The following is a 19,295-nucleotide window of genomic DNA, read 5'->3' as shown; positions in this document are numbered from 1 at the left end:
AAGGATAGAAATATGAACAAGTTTGCAAAAATGAGCTCGAAATTCAGTCTGATGCTGGCCTTAGTCTCGCTATTAAGCGCCTGTGGCGGTGATAACGGCCAAGATGGCAATCCCGGTGAACCCGCAAAACCGCCCGCGTTAACCATCACTAGCCTAAAGGTCACGGTCGATAAAGTTCAAATGATAGATGGTATTGCTCAAGTGGATTTTCAAGTGAGCAATCAAGATGATGAAGCCGTGATTGGTGTCCCATCGGCGACGTTTATTGCGGCGCAGCTTCTGCCGCAAGGTTATACAGGTGCGGGTAATAGCAGTGAATGGCAGCATTTTACCGCCGAAACCTGCGCGGCAACTTGCCCTGGCAGTCTCACAGATCATAAAAACGGTCACTACAGCTACATCTTCAGCGCACCGTTTAATAGCATGAATGGGGTGACGTTTATGCCCGAAGCGACCCAAAGAATGGTGGTCAAAATCGGCGGCGATAAGCTTGCTGATAACACCCCCTTACCTATTACCAATCAACATTATGACTGGCAATCTTCTGGGGATAATGTCGCTTACACCCGCAACTTAGTCACAATAGAAACCTGTAATAGTTGCCACAGTAATCTTGCTTTCCATGGCAGTAAATATAATAAAATCGAAACCTGCGTCACTTGCCATAACAGCAAAAAAGTCAGTAACTCTGCGGATATTTTCCCGCAAATGATCCACAGCAAGCATTTAACCGGTTTCCCGCAACCCATCAGTGACTGCCAAACCTGTCATGTCGATAAGGCTGAGTTAGCTGAGCAGCAAAATTGGCACAGAGTCCCAACCATGCAAGCCTGCGGCGCCTGTCATACACAAATTAATTTTCCCGCAGGCGAAGGACACCCAGCGCAGGCCGATAACAGTAACTGCGTGGCGTGCCATAATGCCGACTGGACCGCAAGCGTTCACAGTGATGAAGACAAAACTGCAGCACTGATGCAATTTAGCCCAAGCATTACCAGCGCCAGTATGGATGCCAATGGTACAGTCACAGTCGCGGTTAAATTGATGAACCCAACCACTGGTAGTGTCTACAGCGACAGTGCCGATAAGTTAAAATTCATCAATGATTTAAGGGTATATGCCAACTGGGGAACCAGTTTTGATTATGCGACCCGCTCTGCCCGCTCGATTAAGCTGCCGGAATCCACCCCAGTGTCAGGCTCAAATGGCATTTATACCTATACGATTTCGGGTCTTACAGTGCCTGCGGGCACTGAAGCGGATCACGGCGGACTCGCGATTCAAGGCCGAATCTGCGCCAAAGACAAGGTACTCGTTGCTTGCACCACTGAACTGGCGGAAGTGTTAGTGATTAAAGCCAGCCATAGTTATTTTGATATGGCAGCATTAAGCAGTACGGGTCGCCGCACTGTTGTCAGTAATGCAAGCTGCGGCAATTGCCATGGCGATCAAAAGCTTAATATTCACGGCTCACGCAACGATCTCGGTGGTCAATGTCAGCTATGTCATAACGCCAATATGCTGGCTAATGCGACGGCGGCAAATCCTTCCACCACGTCATTTGACTTTAAGCAGCTGATCCACGGTATTCACACCAGCCAATTCGCAGGTTTTGAAAACCTAAACTACCCAGGGAACATCGGTAACTGTGCCCAATGCCATGTTAACGATACAGCGGGGATATCTACCGTCGCCCTTCCTTTAAATTCAGCGGTACAACCTCTGGCCCTCGATAACGGCACTTTTACCAGCCCGATTGCCGCTGTGTGTAGCAACTGCCATTCAGATACCAGCACTCATAACCACATGGCTCAGCAAGGTGCTGTTTTTGCAGGCACAAAATCCGATGCAACCGCAGGAACTGAAACCTGTGCTTTCTGTCATGGACAAGGCGGAGTCGCAGACGTGTTAAAAGTGCATCCCATAAACTAAGCCTATGATGCTGGCCTAAAAAGGCCAGCAACTGCAGATATAAAAGGAACTCATACTATGCAGTCATCTACTCCTAAAGAAATAGTCAGATCTCAGTCACATTACCCACCTAAAGTGACTGATTAATACCAGTGACTTAGTTAGCCTTACAGATGGAAAACTAATTCCACACATCTTATGCGGGTAATGAGATTTATTCTTATCTACCAAGCGTTTGATGATGATTACAACTATTGCAGGGAAATATCATGATGAAACGGTTCAATTTCAATGCCGCAACAAAAGCGATGTTGGGTGCCGGTTTACTCTCTCTACTACTCGCCGGTTGCGGTGGTAGTGACGGTAAAGATGGTGAAGACGGTAAACCGGGTGTTGTTGGTGTCAATATCGATACAACGCCTACACTGAAAGCAAGTTTCACTAATGCCACTATCGATGCAGGTAAGGTTACAGTCGATTTCACATTAGAAAATGCGAATGGCGTAGCAGTACTAGGCTTAAATAAAGATCACGACATACGTTTTGGTATTGCACAGCTTAGCCACGTTACAGTAGCAACTGAGGATCCAGCCAAACCCGCTGACCGCGGTTACCAATGGCAAGCTTATATCAATGCCAAAAAAGAGCCTGGCACAGTGCCTTCTGGTGTGGATAACCTCAATCCATCAGCTCAATATCAAGCCAACGTTGAAGCCGCTGCCAAGTGTGATACCTGTTTAGTGGATCATGGTGATGGTAACTACAGCTATACCTATCAAGCCAATATCGCCAATGTCACTGAACCCTTAGCGATTACTTACAGTGCTGAAGCGACTCAACGGGCAACATTAGAACTTGAATTACCACAGCTTGCTGCCAACGCACATTTTGATTGGCAGCCTTCTACAGGTAAAACTGAAGGTATTCAAACACGCAACGTTGTTTCAATAACAGCCTGTTATACCTGTCACCAACCAGAAAGTTTAGAGTTACACGGTGGCCGTAGAGTTGATATTGAGAACTGTGCATCTTGTCATACGGCAACCTCTGGCGATCCTGAGTCAGGTAATAGCATTGAATTTACATACATGATCCATGCTATCCACAAAGGTGGCGAACGTCATACCTTTGATGAGACAGGCGCTGAAGTACCAGCCCCTTACAAGATTGTCGGTTATGGTGGCAAAGTAATTGACTACGGCAAGGTTGGTTTCCCATTAAAACCTGCAGCGGATTGCGCAGCCTGTCACGTTGAAGGAGCGGGTGCACCAGCTAATGCCGATTTATTTAAAGCCGACTTAAGCAATCAAGCCTGTATTGGTTGCCACACAGAAAAACCGTCTGCTCACCACAGCAGCAGTGATTGTGTCGCTTGTCATAATGCAACTGAACCATACAATGGCACAGGTAGTGCAGCTAAACGTCATGGTGATGTGCTGAAAGCTTACACAGAAACTAAAGCCATGGGCATTAAGTTCACTAATGTCGGCGTGAATGACACGGGCAAAATCACTTTTGATGTCCAAGTTGTTGACAAAGATGGCAATGCCATTGATAAAGCCTTCGTAAATCAAAGCTCACGCGTTGTCGTAGCATGGGATTCTGATAAAGATTACCCAAGCTATGCTGATGCCTCTTATAGCAATCGTCGTATCGCTTTAAGTGAAGGTACCTATAATGAAGCGAATAAAACCTACTCATTAACAGGCACTAAGTTCAGTTTACCCGCTGATGCAAATGGTAAAACATTCGAGCTGTGGTCAACATTAGAAGTGTGCTTCAACAATGGCGGTTATGGCGTTGCTGACGTAGCTATGACAGATTGCTCTACTGACAGTGTAAGTAAAGTCGCGGTTAAACAAGCACCATATCATTTCGTTTGGAAAGATACAGGAGTGGACAGCACTGCCAAGGCAGCGACACGTCGCGACATTATTGATGCAACTAAGTGTCAAGGTTGTCACAATCAAGAAATCCACCACTATGACAACGGTGTAAATTGCCAAACTTGTCATACTTCGGATAAAACCTTGAAAAATGATGCCAACTATCCTGGCGGTAAGATCCCAACTAGCTTTGCGTGGAAAGCTCACGAACGTGAAGGCCATTACCTGAAATATGCGGGTGTACAATCAGGCACTGTGCTAAAAACCGATTGTGCGACATGCCATACAGTTGATAAAGCAAACGTCATTACAGGTATTACCTTAGGACGTCAGCCTAATCGCACATGGCGCTACGGTGATATCAATAAAAACGGTGCCGATATTTGGGTATCTTCAGATGCGGGTGCGTGTTTAAGCTGTCACCAAAAATATCTGACTGATGCGACAAAATCTCACATTGAGACTAACGGTGGTATTTTAAATGGCAGTAGTGCAGCCGATGTGCAAACTCGTGCATCAGAAAGCTGTGCAACTTGTCATACCCCAGCTCAATTAAGTAAAGTTCACGGTAATTAAGCAGATATAACGCTCTCATTCAGAGCAATGTTTTATCGTTACTAAAGAGAGAGGTTTTTACCTCTCTCTTTATATTCTTGCCATTTAAAAATCCGCTGTTTTTTTGATCTGAAATCGTTTTTACCTCTTGCTTTAAATACCTCTTTAGAAATAGAAAGATCCAAGTCACACATTAGCAAAGGCCTTGGAGATTTTAAGGTCATGTTAGGTTAGCCTTTCCTTGGGGAATTCTATTTCCAGCATCCACTTAAGTCGCTTCTAGTGACCAAAAACACAGACATAGAATCTGTTGGCTCTAGAACACAGCGTTTAAGCAATGCCAAACCTATGCAGGGAAAAAAATGATGAACGCACAAACAACTAAAATTGCACTGCTGTTAGCAGCAAGTGCAGTCACTATGGCCTTAACTGGCTGTGGTGGCAGCGATGGTAATGATGGTAATCCCGGTGAACCTGGTGGAGAACCCGCTGGTTCCATCCACAAGTTAAACCTTGATATTACTAAAGTAAACTATGAAAATGATTCACCTGTGGTCACTGTTTTCGCCACAAACGAAGACGACCTTCCAATTGTTGGTCTTGCTAATTTAGAAATCAAAAAAGCACTGCAATTAATACCTCAAGGGGCGACTGGCCCTGGTAATAGTGCTAACTGGCAAGGGCTAGGCTCATCGAAAAACTATGTTGATAATAAAAACGGTAGTTATACCTTTAAATTCGACACATTCGATAGCAATAAGGTCTTTAATACGCAATTAACGCAACGTTTTAACGTCGTGTCTGCAGCAGGAAAATTACCAGACGGAACTTCGGTCCCCGTTGCCGAAATGGTCGAAGATTTCGACGGCCAAGGTAATGCTCCTCTATACACTAAAAATATTGTCAGCCATGAAGTCTGTACAACTTGCCACGTGGAAGGCGAAAAGATTTATCACCAAGCGACTGAAGTCGAAACGTGTATTTCTTGCCATACGCAAGAATTTGCGGATGGTCGCGGTAAACCCCATGTCACCTTTAGTCACTTAATTCATAATGTGCACAACGCCAACAAAGCGTGGGGCAAAAATAATAAAGTTCCAGAAGTTGCACAACATATAGTCCAAGATAATTGCCAAGTCTGTCACGTTGAATCTGACATGCTCACCGAGGCAAAAAACTGGTCACGTATTCCAACAATGGAAGTTTGCTCTAGCTGTCACGTAGACATCGATTTTGCCGCAGGCAAAGGCCACTCTCAGCAGTTAGATAACTCTAACTGTGTCGCTTGTCATAACAGCGACTGGACTGCCGAGCTACACACAGGCAAAACCGCTGAGAAGAAAGCTGTTATGGCTCAGTTAGGTATGTCTGCAACGCTTGCGGGTCAAGAAGACAATACTGCGGTATTAACTGTGTCTGTCTTTGACAAAGACGGTAACGCGATTGATGCGGCAACGGTTCAAGACAAGATTAAACGTTTAGAAACTGTCACTAACGTTGGCCCTAACTTCCCTATTATGGGTTACAACAAGAGCCCTGGTAGTGGTGCTGCGAAAATTGCTAAAGACTTAGTCAAAGATGGCGCACTACAAGCTGGTGTGACCTTAGTTGACGGCAAACTGGTTTTCACGACACCTGCCCTGCCTTTCGGTGCTGGCGATACAGATACGGCCTTTACCTTTATCGGTCTGGAAATGTGTAGCACAGGTACTAGCTTAACGGCATGTACCGTTGATAGCGCAACCACCAGTATGAAAGCAGAGCTCGCCTTTGGTACTAAATCAGGCAACGCCCCAAGCATGCGCCATGTTAACTCAGTTAACTTCAACACCTGTCAAGGCTGTCACAGCGATACCTTTGAAATCCACAAAGGCCACCATTCAGGTTTTGTGATGACAGAGCAAGTATCACACGCAAAAGATGCGAACGGTAAAGCGATCGTCGGTGTTGATGCTTGTGTCGCGTGTCATACACCTGATGGTACTTATGCCTCTGGTGCTAACAAAGGCGCATTCGAGATGAAACTGCACGTGATCCACGGCGAGCAAGGTGTCATCAAAGAATGTACCCAATGTCACAACGATTTCAACCTAGATGCATTCAAAGTGAAAGGCGCGCTGGCAACATCAGCAGGTAAATACACCACGCCAATCACAGCCACTTGTACTTCATGCCACGCGCCAGAATCCATTGGCCACGGCTTAGAAAACATGGGCGCGATTGTGAACGGTGATTATGTTCAAGCTAACCAAGCGGCGCAGTCAGAAACCTGTTTCTACTGTCACAAACCCACACCAACAGATCACACTCAGGTGAAAATGTAATTTGCCCAAGCAGGGGGAGCTCGCTCCCCCTTTCTTGAATTTTGTTGGGACAAATTGGGAAGCCTATTATGAAGAACAGCCTAAAAATGAAAAACCTACTGCCGGCACTTGTCATCACCATCACCATGGCAATGTCAGCAGTCATGTCTTTATGCATTGCACCAAACGCTTATGCGTCGAAGTGGGATGCGAAAATGACGCCAGAGCAAGTCGAAGCCACCTTAGATAAGAAGTTTGCCGAAGGCAACTACTCCCCTAAAGGCGCCGATTCTTGTTTGATGTGCCATAAAAAATCTGAAAAAGTGATGGACCTTTTCAAAGGTGTCCACGGCGCCATTGATTCATCAAAAAGCCCAATGGCTGGCCTGCAATGTGAAGCCTGTCATGGTCCTTTAGGTCAACACAATAAAGGCGGCAACGAGCCGATGATCACTTTCGGTAAGCAATCGACCTTAAGTGCTGAAAAACAAAACAGCGTCTGTATGAGTTGTCACCAAGATGATAAACGTGTGTCTTGGAACGGCAGTCACCATGACAATGCCGATGTCGCTTGTGCCTCTTGCCACCAAGTGCATGTGGCAAAAGATCCTGTGTTATCAAAAAACACCGAAATGGAAGTCTGTACTAGCTGCCACACTAAGCAAAAAGCAGACATGAACAAACGCTCAAGTCACCCATTAAAATGGGCTCAAATGACCTGTAGCGATTGTCATAATCCCCATGGGAGCATGACAGATTCCGATCTGAACAAGCCGAGCATTAACGAAACCTGTTACTCCTGCCACGCCGAAAAACGCGGCCCCAAACTGTGGGAACATGCACCCGTCACTGAGAACTGTGTCACTTGCCACAATCCTCACGGCAGCGTGAATGATGCCATGTTGAAAACCCGCGCACCGCAGCTGTGTCAGCAATGTCACGCCAGCGATGGCCATGCCAGCAATGCTTATTTAGGTAACACTGGTTTAGGTTCAAACGTCGGTGACAATGCCTTCACGGGTGGAAGAAGCTGTTTAAATTGCCACAGTCAGGTTCATGGTTCAAACCATCCATCTGGCAAGCTATTACAGCGCTAAGGAGACGAGAAAATGAAATTTAAACTCAATTTGATCACTCTTGCGTTACTGGCAAACACAGGTTTTGCGATAGCGGCCGATGGGTATGGCTTGGCCAATGCCAATACAGAAAAAGTCAAAATGTCCGCATGGAGCTGTAAAGGCTGCGTCGTTGAAACGGGCACATCGGGTACTGTGGGTGTCGGCGTAGGTTATAACAGTGAAGAGGACATTCGCTCGGCGAATGCCTTTGGGACTTCAAACGAAGTCGCAGGGAAATTGGATGCTGATGTCACCTTTCGCGGTGAAAAAGGCTATCGTGCCAGCGTTGAAGCCTATCAACTGGGCATGGATGGCGGCCGCTTAGAGGTGAATGCCGGCAAGCAAGGCCAGTACAATGTCAATGTGAACTATCGCCAGATTGCCACTTACAACAGCAACAGTGCCTTAACGCCCTACTCGGGTGTGGGCAGCGATAATTTAACGCTGCCAGACAACTGGGTGACGGCGGGTTCAAGCAGCCAAATGCCATTACTGATGGACAGCCTGAACTCCTTAGAACTGTCGCTCAAACGTGAGCGCACTGGGCTAGGTTTTGATTATCAAGGTGAATCGCTGTGGAGCACACATGTGAGCTACATGCGTGAAGAAAAAACCGGCTTGAAAAAAGCTTCAGGTGGATTCTTTAATCAATCTATGATGTTAGCCGAGCCTGTCGATTACACCACTGACTCCATTGAAGCGGGTATCAAGCTTAAAGGCGACAACTGGTTCACCGCACTTAACTACAATGGCTCGATTTTTAAGAACGAGTACAACCAGTTAAATTTTGACAGTGCGTTTAATCCAACCTTTGGCGCGCAAACCTCTGGCTCTATCGCCCTAGACCCAGACAATCAGTCACACACAGTATCGTTAATGGGCCAATACAACGACAGTACCAATGTGCTATCGGCTCGCTTGCTTACCGGACAAATGAGTCAAGACCAAGCGTTAGTGACTTCAGGTTATGGTTATCAAGTGCCAACTGAAGCCCTTGATGCCAAGGTCGACCTTATCGGTTTGAACTTAAAAGTGGTCAGCAAAGTCACCAATTCACTGCGCTTAAGTGGTAGCTACGACTACAACGACCGCGATAACAATACGCAGATTGAAGAGTGGACCCAAGTCAGCATCAACAATGTCAACGGTAAGGTGGCCTATAACACCCCTTACGATAACACTAGCCAACGCTTCAAAGTGGCGGCGGATTATCGTTTTACCCGCGGCATGAAACTCGATGGCGGCTATGACTTCAGACGTGACGAACGTAATTATCAAGACCGTGAAACTACGGATGAGAACACGGTTTGGGCGCGTTTCAGAGTCAACAGCTTCGAAACTTGGGATATGTGGGTTAAGGGCAGTTACGGTCAACGTGACGGCTCTGAATATCAAGCCTCTGAATGGACATCGTCTGAAACCAACAGCCTGTTGCGTAAGTACAATCTGGCGAACCGTGACAGAACCCAAGTGGAAGCGCGAGTCACTCATTCGCCTATCGAAAGCCTGACCATAGATTTCGGTGCCCGTTACGCATTAGATGACTACACAGATACTGTCATCGGTTTAACTGAGTCAAAAGACACCAGTTATGATGCCAACATCAGCTACATGATCACCGATGATTTACTGGCGAACGCCTTCTACAACTATCAAATCATTGAATCTGAACAAGCGGGAAGCAGCAACTACAGCACCCCAACCTGGACAGGTTTCATCGAAGATAAAGTCGATGTTGTCGGCGCTGGCATTAGCTACAACAACTTACTTGAGAACAAGTTACGCATGGGACTGGATTACACCTATTCAGACTCCAACAGTAACACCCAAGTTAGACAAGGTATCACAGGCGACTACGGCGATTATTTTGCCAAAGTACACAACATTAACTTATACGCTCAATATCAAGCCACCGAGAAAATGGCGCTGCGCTTCGATTATAAAATTGAGAACTATAAGGACAATGACGCTGCCAATGATATCGCCGTCAATGGGATCTGGAACGTCGTAGGTTTTGGTGATAATAGCCATGACTACACAGCGCAGATGATCATGTTAAGCATGAGCTACAAGATCTAATCCTCAACGATAGACAATCCAAAAGCCCGCATCTTGCGGGCTTTTGTTTAACCGCAGCAGTCACATCCAAAGTCACATGCAAAATCATTACATCGGCACAGATAAAAGTAAAAATCTTGAATAAGATCAGACTCTGGCGCAAAAGTCCGCCCATAAAAACCTTATTCCTTGAGTTTTAGCTCACTTTAGCGGATCTTAATTCAATCTTTTGGTTAATCCTCTGAGCACATGCGTATTTATTCTCCCCTCTGCCAATCTAAGTGGTTGTCATCGCTTCCCGCCCTACTGGGACTGAGTCTATTGCCCTTACCCGCCTTGGCGTTCGACCCCTCGGGCGGCACCGCCAGCCTGTTTATCATTCTCGGCCTCGGCGGCTTTACCTTGATCAATTTATTTTTACAGGGTTTGTTCTTTTTTGCGGGTCAGTATCGCAGCGCCGCCTTTGCCAAACGCCATGTATTAAGCGCATTAATCGTACCGCTGATTGCCGTCGCGTTAGCCATATATGATCACAGAGGTTGGAGTGATTTCGCCCTGAACTTAGGCATTATTTGTGTGGCGATTGGACTGATATTATTGCCGCTACAATTGTGTCAAATCGATAAGCCCAGCAATCGCAATGCCGATTGGATCATCAGCCTAGGGGCATTATTCATCCTCGCCTTGAGCTATGTGATTGCCCCATTAGCCTTCTTTACCCTTGTGCTGGCCCATATCTGTTTGGCTTCAAGCCCAAGTCGAGTGCCTAAACTATTAAGTTATATAAGCTTGCTGTTTGGCTACGGTCTTTTTGGCTACTGGCTATATCAAACGGCGATGATGTTCCAATCCTGATTGAAAATGAATGAGCGACCATGAATAAGCAACGATGAATGAGCGATGACATTTACAATTAACCACGGGCACTGACCACTGACTAAGACAAATTTTGACTAAAACACATTGCACTAACGCGCCGGCGTCATCACCGCTAAGCGAAACGGTATCGCCGCCCAGTTCTGCATCAATGACAGCGCTGCTGACAAAAATTAACGCCTGTACTTTATGTCAGGCTGATTTGCCCTTAGCGCCCAAACCGATATTGCAGGCCAGTAGCCAAGCGCGGATTTTGATTGCCGGCCAAGCTCCGGGCGTGAAAACCCACCATAAAGGCATACCTTTTGACGATGCCAGCGGTGAACGGCTGCGCACTTGGTTGAATGTCACGCGGGAGCAATTCTACGACCCCAATCTTTTTGCCATTATCCCTATGGGATTTTGTTTTCCGGGCAGTATCGAAAAAAACGGTAAAAAGCAGGGTGATAAACCACCGCGCCCCGAATGTGCTGCCACTTGGCATCAGGCCTTGCTCGCCCTAATGCCGCAAATAGAGCTAATTGTGATCCTCGGCCAATATGCCATCGACTATCATCTACCGCGCGAATCGTCCGAGACCGTAAACCCCACTTCGCCGATCACTAAGCCTCAAACAACCAGCAGTAAAATTTCGACCAACGCTAAAGTAAAAGCCATCCCCAAACTGAAACCAATAACAGTGACCCAAGCATGCGCGCAATGGCAGCAATATTGGCCTAAGTATCTTGTCTTGCCGCACCCAAGCCCGCGTAATAATCTTTGGCTTAAGCAGCATCCTGAGTTTGAACGCGATATGCTACCCAGATTAAGAATGCGTATTGCATCCCTATTAAACCTTCAACACTACTAGGCGCCTGTATGTATCTGCTTGATTCTGCCATTGCTAAGCAAATTGTGAGTCGCACAATGAAAATCATTGGCCACAATATCAATGTGATGAACGGCCAAGGGGTGATTTTAGGCTCAGGCGACCCTAAGCGTATAGGGTCAACCCACGAAGGCGCGCTGCTGGCGATTGCCCAAAATCGCAATGTTGAGATCAGTCAAGAAGTCGCCTCAGGGCTGCATGGCGTTAAGCCAGGCATCAATTTACCCTTACATTATCAAGGACAAATTATCGGCGTTGTCGGCATTACCGGTGATCCACGTGAGCTCACCCATTATGGTGAGTTACTCAAAATGACCGCCGAAATGATTGTTGAACAAGCCAACCTGCAGGATAAATTGCAATGGGAGAATCGCCAGCGTGAAGAGTTTATTCTGCAACTGATCAAAGCTGAAACCGATGATGCACAGTTGCACCGCTGGGCAAAACAGCTCGACATTGATATCAGCCTGCCAAGAGTCGCGGCCATTATTGAGATCAGCGAGAAAAACATTCAGAAACACCATTTAAAAACCGACACAACCCCAGCGGCCTTGTTCTTAGCTGAGGCATCCACTCAGCCCGCCGATGAACGCAGCCCCAGAGTCAGTGAAACCCTCAAGCAAGTGCTGCATCTATTGCAATATCCTGACCGTGGTAACTTGATTGCCATGACCTCAATGTCGCAGTTGGTGATCCTAAAGCCTGCTTTTTTAGATGGAAAACAATGGGATCCTGAGCTTGAAAATCAGCGCATTGATAAGCTGTTGCAGCGCTTACCCGCCCAGATGGATTTAAACTTTAAGATTGCCCTCGGCCATTTCTTCCCCGAAAAAGGTGGGATAGCGCGCTCCTATCACACAGCTCAAGAAACTTTAGCACTCGGTAAGCAGCTCAATGCAGAAGGGAATAAATACCTATTTGAAGATTATTCCCTACAAGTGTTACTTGCAGGGCTAAAACATGACTGGCGCGGTCAGGCACTCGCAACGCCCTATCAGCAACTCGCCAAGGCGGATAAAAACGGCCAATTACGAAAAACCTTAGCGGCTTACATCACCCACTTTGGCGATGCACAGCAATGCGCTAATGCCCTGTTTATTCATCGCAATACACTGAGATATCGCCTTGATAAAATTCAGCAAATCACCCAAGCCGACATTCAATCCCTGCATGGATTATTGAGCCTGTATCTTGGGCAATTAATTGATACTTCGACTCGCTTAACTTAACGCTCAAATGACTTAGCAACTCAACAGATTAGCTAGAAAAAAGCCCGCAGATGACGGCGCAGACCTGATGGCCAGATCAATTGAGTAAAACTTGGGCTGTACTAAAAAATTAATTGAAAGATTTATACCGTATCCCCTTTCCTATCCTTTCATATAGTATCGCGTCGATATGCTAGCGCTCTCTACTTAGTCCATTGAAAGGAATGATAATGACCTCAATCAAACTGACTTTACTCGCCAAAGCTTGTCTCATTAGCGGCATTGCGCTGACTTCACCTTCGTTAATCGCGGCCGAGAAAACCATTCCCGAACTGGTCGATGCCGTCAACGGCACACCCGATGCGGCAAGTCGCGAGGCGGGTAAAAATGTCAAACTGCGTAATCACACTAAGGGATTTTGTACCTCGGGCAGTTTTAAACCGAATCCACAATTACAACAAACGTTGGCAATTCCATTTTTTAATCAAGATAGTATCAAGGTCACAGCCCGCTTTTCCCTCGGCGGTACAAATCCGCAGATCTCAGATAAAACCGCTGGGCGCTTTATGTCACTCAAAATTGACGGCGATAAAGAAAACCTTAACTTTGTCACCACTAACGTTCCCGTTTTCTTTGCCAAAAATCTCGAAGAATTTTTTAACTTTCAGACCAAAGTGAAACAAGGCCCTGAAGGTAAACAGTGGCTTATTGATAATCAACCCAGCGCCAAAGCTTTTTTCGACCATGTTAGACAGTTGCCTCCCAGCCCAAGTTTTGCCAACAGCCGCTACTTCGGTGTAAATAGTTTCCTGTTCAGCACGCAAAAAAACAGTGTTCAACAAGGTGAAACGGTCGCGGGTAAATGGATTTTTGAACCTGTCGCAGGTACTGCCGCGCTGTCAGCCAGTGAACTTGCCAGTCTCAGTGATGATTTTTTAAAGGCAGAATTACTCGAGCGCATTAAAACCCAGCCAGCACAATGGAACCTCTATATTCAACTCGCCGAAATGGGTGATGAGATTAATGACCCAACCGTGATCTGGCCTGAAACTCGCCAGCGTTTACTGGTAGGCCAAGTGATGATTAACGGCGAGCGAGATAGCGATCCCCAAGTACAGCAGTGTGATAAAGGCATATTTAACCCACTGTTATTGCCTAAGGGCATTACTGCATCTGCCGATCCGATACTCAATGCCCGCACCGCCGCCTATGTCGAATCCTTTATTCGTCGTCAATAAAGATGTCGAGTTAAGTCCCTCCTGTTTAGGATTGGCAAATAGCCCTATTTGCCAATCCTTATCGACAAGCGCCTCCCTTACCGACAAAACACCTCCTCCTGCATTCGAATTCACCTAAGCATTTTTGTGCATGAGCACAAAAATGGCGAAATATAACGCGGTAATTCCGTGGATTTAGCCAAAGCTATTCAAACATACCTGCACAATAATAGGATGACCTTAAAGCAGCCCTCATTTGGACTCAGGCCCAAATAAGCACTGCGCCCTACAATATTAATCAAAAAACTTACTCAAAAACTTCAGCCAAGAACTGAACGGGACATAATATGAACTTAGTGCTTATTCTCATCGGCGTGATTGCATTTATTGTTATCGCGACCTCAAAATTTAAACTCCACCCCTTTTTAACCTTAATTCTGGCCGCCTTTATCGCAGCGTTCGCGTATGGCTTACCGAGCGGAGAAATCGCTAAAACCATCACCACAGGTTTTGGCGGCATCTTAGGTTATATCGGCCTTGTGATCGTCTTAGGGACTATCATAGGTATCATTCTAGAAAAAAGCGGCGCCGCCATTACTATGGCTGATGTGGTCATCAAGGTATTAGGTAAACGCTTCCCGACATTAACCATGTCGATTATCGGTTATCTCGTGTCTATTCCAGTCTTTTGTGACTCGGGCTTTGTGATCTTAAACTCGCTAAAACAATCGATGGCGAACCGCATGAAGGTCTCTAGTGTCTCCATGAGCGTTGCCTTAGCTACAGGTCTGTATGCTACTCACACCTTTGTACCGCCAACGCCTGGCCCTATCGCCGCCGCAGGCAACTTAGGCTTAGAGTCCAACTTAGGCTTAGTGATCGGCGTGGGTCTGTTTGTGGCCGCCGTTGCCGCATTAGCGGGCATGTTATGGGCGAACCGATTTGCCGATGTTGAGCCCGATGGTGAAGGTGCAGAGGAGCTTAAAGCGGAGATTAGCGACTATGAAACTCTGAAAAAAAGCTATGGCACCCTACCTAGCCCATTAAAAGCCTTCGCACCGATTTTTGTGCCTATCGTATTAATTTGTTTAGGTTCTATCGCTAACTTCCCTTCAGCGCCTTTAGGTAAAGCAGGATTATTTGACGCGCTAGTGTTCCTCGGTCAACCGGTTAACGCTCTGATGATTGGTCTATTCTTATCCCTGTCGTTATTAAAAGGTGAGAATAAGATCAGCGAATTTAGCGAGCGTATCAGCCAAGGGTTAGTCACAGCCGCGCCGATTATTTTAATCACAGGTGCAGGCGGTGCCTTTGGTGCTGTCTTGAAAGCTACGCCTATCGGTGACTTTTTAGGCACATCACTGTCGGCACTCGGTATCGGTATCTTTATGCCCTTTATCGTCGCCGCGGCGCTTAAATCGGCGCAGGGTTCATCGACTGTGGCATTAGTCGCAACCTCGGCACTGGTTGCGCCTATGCTCGGTGATATCGGCCTTGGCAGCGATATGGGCCGCGTATTAACGGTAATGGCAATTGGTGCCGGTGCGATGACGGTTTCCCACGCCAATGACAGCTTCTTCTGGGTCGTCACCCAATTTAGCCGCATGAGTGTGAAACAAGCTTACAAAGCACAAACCATGGCAACCCTTATTCAAGGTGTCACCGCTATGTTGACTGTGTATGTGCTCAGCTTAGTCTTGCTCTGATAGTGATTAGTAATTAGTGAGTTAACCTTGATTCAAGCTTGTCCCTTGGGCGCAAACCGCGCCCATTTAGTTGTAGGATTTTTAATGAAAATAGTTATCGCCCCCGACTCATTTAAAGAAAGCTTAAGCGCACTCGAAGTGGCCAACGCCATCGAGCAAGGCTTAAGACAAGTGATACCCGACTGCGACATAGTCAAAATTCCCGTTGCCGATGGCGGCGAAGGCACAGTGCAATCTATGGTCGATGCCACGGGCGGCAGTATTGTCAGCTTAGAGGTCATGGGCCCACTGGGGCATAGGGTGCAAGCGCACTATGGCATTCTTGGTAATTTATCAAATAGTGACTCGAATAATGACTTGGATAGTCGCTCTAATCATGGCTCTGCAACGGTTCCAAATACTGGCGCGATTGCCGTGATTGAAATGGCCTCGGCCTCTGGTCTGCACCATGTGCCAAGGGAGCAACGTAATCCGCTGATCACCACCAGTTATGGGACGGGCGAGCTGATTTGTGATGCGCTTAATCGGGGGATAAAGCACATCATTTTAGGTCTAGGCGGCAGTGCCACCAACGATGGCGGCGCGGGCATGGCCCAAGCGCTGGACATTTTATTGCTCGATAGCCAAGGTAAAACCTTGCCTTCTGGCGGCGCGGCACTGGCGAACCTTGCCCAAATCGATGTCTCAAACGCTCATCCGCTGTTACGTGAGTGCAGCTTCGAAGTCGCCTGCGATGTTGATAATCCGCTGTGCGGTGAGCGTGGTGCATCGGCGATTTTTGGCCCGCAAAAAGGCGCAACGCCTGCGATGGTTAAGCAGCTCGATTTAGCGCTATCCCATTATGCCGATGTGATTGCCCAAAGTGGCATGACAGATCACCGTGAACATGCGGGTGCAGGTGCTGCGGGCGGTATGGGTCTTGGCGTGATGGCTTTTTTAAATGCCGAACTTAAACCCGGTGTTGAAATTGTAATGAAAACCGTTGGCCTTGCTGACAAAATCCGTGGCGCTGATTTAGTGATCACAGGTGAAGGCCGCATCGACGGGCAAACCGTGTTTGGAAAAACCCCGATGGGTGTGTTAAAGCAAGCCCAACTGCAGGGCATTCCTACTATCGGTATCGCGGGCTGCCTGGGTGACAACGCCAATGCCATATTGGATCACGGTATGGCGGCTATCTTCCCTATCATTCCGCACTTAAGTCCGCTCGATGATGTACTGGCCAATGCCAAGCTAAACCTTTGCAATACCGCCCGAAATATCGGCGCGGTACTCATGTTGGGCCAACGCAAATTTTAGGGCTAACATGAATTTTAGGGCTAATGCTCAAGCTTGATGAGCAGCTCGTCGAGTTAAACATAAAGGCGCCATAACGGCGCCTTTGCTTATTTAGGCCGCAACGCTTTAGCAACACAAAATTTTAGTGCTTGATGCCTAAAAGGCCTTGCAGTAAAGTGAGCTCCCTTTTTGGTATTCCGCTGATTGAACATTTTGAGAGTCACTGGTCGAAAGTCACTGGTCCGTTATACTCTTCGAGCCAATTTGCGGTTTCACTATAAAAATTAATAGACGGCAAGCCCCATGACCCAGAAACTCCCTCGCCAAGCCACAGCATCCGAAGAAAGTCTGCTACGCATTTTTACTGCACCGGAAGATGCAGGATCAACGCTGAGTATTATCGAGCAGAAGCTCTCCGAGGACTTAGCAGGCTTTTTGGGTGACAGTATCGCCGCGCTCGAAAAACCCTTGTCGGAAATTGAAACCGATTTTCAAGCCTTTGAAATTCCAACTCAGCCGCGTTTCGTCTCCGATTACACCGACGAGATTATGCAAAATTTGGTGGCGCATTCGGTACACACAGCGGCACCGAGTTTTATCGGCCACATGACGTCGGCACTGCCCTACTTTGTGTTGCCGCTGTCGAAAATGATGGTGGGACTGAATCAAAATCTGGTCAAAATCGAAACCTCGAAGGCATTTACGCCGCTTGAGCGCCAAGTGCTCGGCATGATGCACCATTTGATTTATGCCCAAGATACGGATTTTTATCAAAGCTGGATGCACAGCGCCAATCATTCCCTCGGCGCATTTTGCTCCGGCGGCACGGTTGCCAACATCACGGCCCTGTGGATTGCCCGTAACCAATTATTGAAGGCCGATGGCGAGTTTAAAGGCGTCAGCCGCGAAGGTTTACTCAAGGCACTGCGCCACTATGGCTATGACGATTTAGCGATTTTAGTCTCGGAGCGCGGTCACTATTCGCTAGGCAAAGCCGTCGATCTGCTTGGTATCGGTCGTGACAATATCATCAGCATTCCCACGGGCAGCGATAACAAGGTCGATGTCGCGAAAATGCGCCAAGCCGCCCTTGAACTTGCCCGTAAAAACATCAAAGTGTTGGCGATTGTTGGCGTGGCAGGCACCACAGAAACCGGTAATGTTGACCCACTGGCAGAGTTAGCGGCGCTGGCAAAAGAGTTAAACTGCCATTTCCATGTGGATGCAGCGTGGGGCGGAGCAAGTTTATTATCCAATAAATACCGCCACTTACTCGCAGGTATCGAACTTGCCGATTCAGTCACCATCGATGCCCACAAACAAATGTACGTGCCCATGGGCGCGGGCATGGTGTTATTTAAAGACCCAGAGTTCGCCCACGCCATCGCCCATCACGCCGAATATATCCTGCGCCGTGGTTCAAAGGACTTAGGCAGCCAAACGCTGGAAGGTTCACGCCCTGGCATGGCGATGTTAGTGCACGCTTGCTTGCAGATCATCGGCCGCGATGGGTATGAAATCTTAATCAACAACAGCCTTGAGAAAGCGCGCTATTTTGCGGAGCAAATCAAAGCCCATGAGGATTTTGAGCTGGTTACTGAACCAGAACTGTGTCTGCTGACTTACCGTTATGTGCCCGCCTGCGTCCAAGCCGCCATGCAGCTTGCCTGTGAGCAAGCAGACACCTTAAGACTCGCCCGCTTTAACGAGCTGCTTGATGGCCTCACCCAGTTTATTCAAAAGCACCAACGCGAACAGGGTAAATCCTTCGTCTCCCGCACCCGCATTCAGCCAGCCCGCTATTTTAGACAAGCGACCGTGGTGTTTCGCGTAGTACTCGCCAACCCCCTCACCAGCCATGACATCCTCAATCAAGTGCTGGTCGAGCAAAGTGAAATCGCTGCACTAGATAACGAGTTTTTACCCGCACTCATGGCGATGGTTGCCCAATAGCGAGTTGTTTAGCGAAAGCTTTAAATCCCAGTTCAAATACAGTGTGTTAATAGCAAACAGCCGCAAATTATTTGCGGCTGTTTGCTACGCGACACGAAATAAGCTGAACATTAAAGAGACAAGACAAAGCGCTTATCCATCACTCGTTCGCCGAATTCAACTGCTTCCGTGACACGCCGTGAAGCCATCCATGGCGGCTCTACGATGACATCCATGTCATCGAAGGTCACGTCAGCATCTGAATTCGCCTTAGCTAATTTCTGCGTGATCTACTGCATATGGAAAAATACATACCACTATCACATAGGCAGTCTTGCTCCACACTAAGTGTGAAAACTAGCTTGGAAAAAACCAAGGG

At 47.3% G+C, this 19,295-nt stretch carries 13 protein-coding genes; 12 read left to right on the top strand and 1 reads right to left on the bottom strand.

Translation table 11 applies throughout. The features are described from left to right. Positions 1-12: 12 nt before the first annotated feature. Together Q4Q57_RS17575 and Q4Q57_RS17570 are read left to right on the top strand one after the other, a co-directional pair. Entirely contained in the window at positions 13-1,932 is a 1,920-nt protein-coding gene (locus Q4Q57_RS17575; protein WP_311891559.1) for an OmcA/MtrC family decaheme c-type cytochrome, read from the top strand. 248 nt (positions 1,933-2,180) lie between these two features. Further along, on the top strand, positions 2,181-4,373 hold the full coding sequence (locus Q4Q57_RS17570; RefSeq protein ID WP_311891558.1) for an OmcA/MtrC family decaheme c-type cytochrome: 2,193 nt from the start codon (positions 2,181-2,183) through the stop codon (positions 4,371-4,373). A gap of 41 nt (positions 4,374-4,414) precedes the next feature. Here Q4Q57_RS17570 and Q4Q57_RS17565 read toward each other — a convergent pair whose 3' ends face one another. Continuing rightward, positions 4,415-4,576, bottom strand: coding sequence for a hypothetical protein (locus tag Q4Q57_RS17565; RefSeq protein WP_006081109.1), 162 nt, complete (start codon positions 4,574-4,576; stop codon positions 4,415-4,417). A gap of 138 nt (positions 4,577-4,714) precedes the next feature. On the opposite strand from Q4Q57_RS17565, the gene Q4Q57_RS17560 reads away from it, so the two are divergent. The 10 genes from Q4Q57_RS17560 to panP all read left to right on the top strand — a co-directional run bounded on the left by Q4Q57_RS17560 (position 4,715) and on the right by panP (position 18,937). Then, the gene (locus tag Q4Q57_RS17560; RefSeq protein ID WP_311891557.1) at positions 4,715-6,676 is read left to right on the top strand and encodes an OmcA/MtrC family decaheme c-type cytochrome; all 1,962 of its coding nucleotides are present in this window, start codon (positions 4,715-4,717) and stop codon (positions 6,674-6,676) included. A 68-nt stretch (positions 6,677-6,744) separates the two neighbouring features. Continuing rightward, the gene (gene mtrA, locus Q4Q57_RS17555) at positions 6,745-7,752 is read left to right on the top strand and encodes a decaheme c-type cytochrome MtrA (RefSeq protein WP_311891556.1); all 1,008 of its coding nucleotides are present in this window, start codon (positions 6,745-6,747) and stop codon (positions 7,750-7,752) included. Positions 7,753-7,764: 12 nt separating this feature from the next. Next, positions 7,765-9,852, top strand: a complete 2,088-nt coding sequence (locus Q4Q57_RS17550) for an MtrB/PioB family decaheme-associated outer membrane protein (RefSeq protein ID WP_311891555.1) — start codon at positions 7,765-7,767, stop codon at positions 9,850-9,852. Between the two features lie 228 nt (positions 9,853-10,080). Next, positions 10,081-10,686: a hypothetical protein gene (locus tag Q4Q57_RS17545; RefSeq protein ID WP_259589336.1), complete on the top strand. Its 606-nt coding sequence runs from the start codon at positions 10,081-10,083 to the stop codon at positions 10,684-10,686. A 172-nt stretch (positions 10,687-10,858) separates the two neighbouring features. After that, the gene (locus tag Q4Q57_RS17540) at positions 10,859-11,557 is read left to right on the top strand and encodes a uracil-DNA glycosylase family protein (RefSeq protein WP_311891576.1); all 699 of its coding nucleotides are present in this window, start codon (positions 10,859-10,861) and stop codon (positions 11,555-11,557) included. Positions 11,558-11,565: 8 nt separating this feature from the next. After that, positions 11,566-12,804: a sugar diacid recognition domain-containing protein gene (locus Q4Q57_RS17535; protein WP_311891554.1), complete on the top strand. Its 1,239-nt coding sequence runs from the start codon at positions 11,566-11,568 to the stop codon at positions 12,802-12,804. 209 nt (positions 12,805-13,013) lie between these two features. Then, positions 13,014-14,021 carry a catalase family peroxidase gene (locus Q4Q57_RS17530; RefSeq protein WP_311891553.1) on the top strand — a complete coding sequence of 336 codons (1,008 nt, stop codon included), beginning with the start codon at positions 13,014-13,016 and terminating at the stop codon, positions 14,019-14,021. A gap of 326 nt (positions 14,022-14,347) precedes the next feature. Next, on the top strand, positions 14,348-15,706 hold the full coding sequence (locus tag Q4Q57_RS17525; protein WP_311891552.1) for a GntP family permease: 1,359 nt from the start codon (positions 14,348-14,350) through the stop codon (positions 15,704-15,706). 84 nt (positions 15,707-15,790) lie between these two features. After that, positions 15,791-17,005, top strand: coding sequence for a glycerate kinase (locus tag Q4Q57_RS17520; RefSeq protein WP_311891551.1), 1,215 nt, complete (start codon positions 15,791-15,793; stop codon positions 17,003-17,005). 282 nt (positions 17,006-17,287) lie between these two features. Then, positions 17,288-18,937: a pyridoxal-dependent aspartate 1-decarboxylase PanP gene (gene panP / locus Q4Q57_RS17515; protein WP_311891550.1), complete on the top strand. Its 1,650-nt coding sequence runs from the start codon at positions 17,288-17,290 to the stop codon at positions 18,935-18,937. The last annotated feature ends 358 nt before the right edge of the window (positions 18,938-19,295 follow it).

The sequence above is a fragment of the Shewanella sp. SP2S2-6 genome, assembly GCF_031931965.1.
Classification (GTDB): domain Bacteria; phylum Pseudomonadota; class Gammaproteobacteria; order Enterobacterales; family Shewanellaceae; genus Shewanella; species Shewanella baltica.
This window is presented reverse-complemented; position numbering and strand designations above follow the sequence as displayed.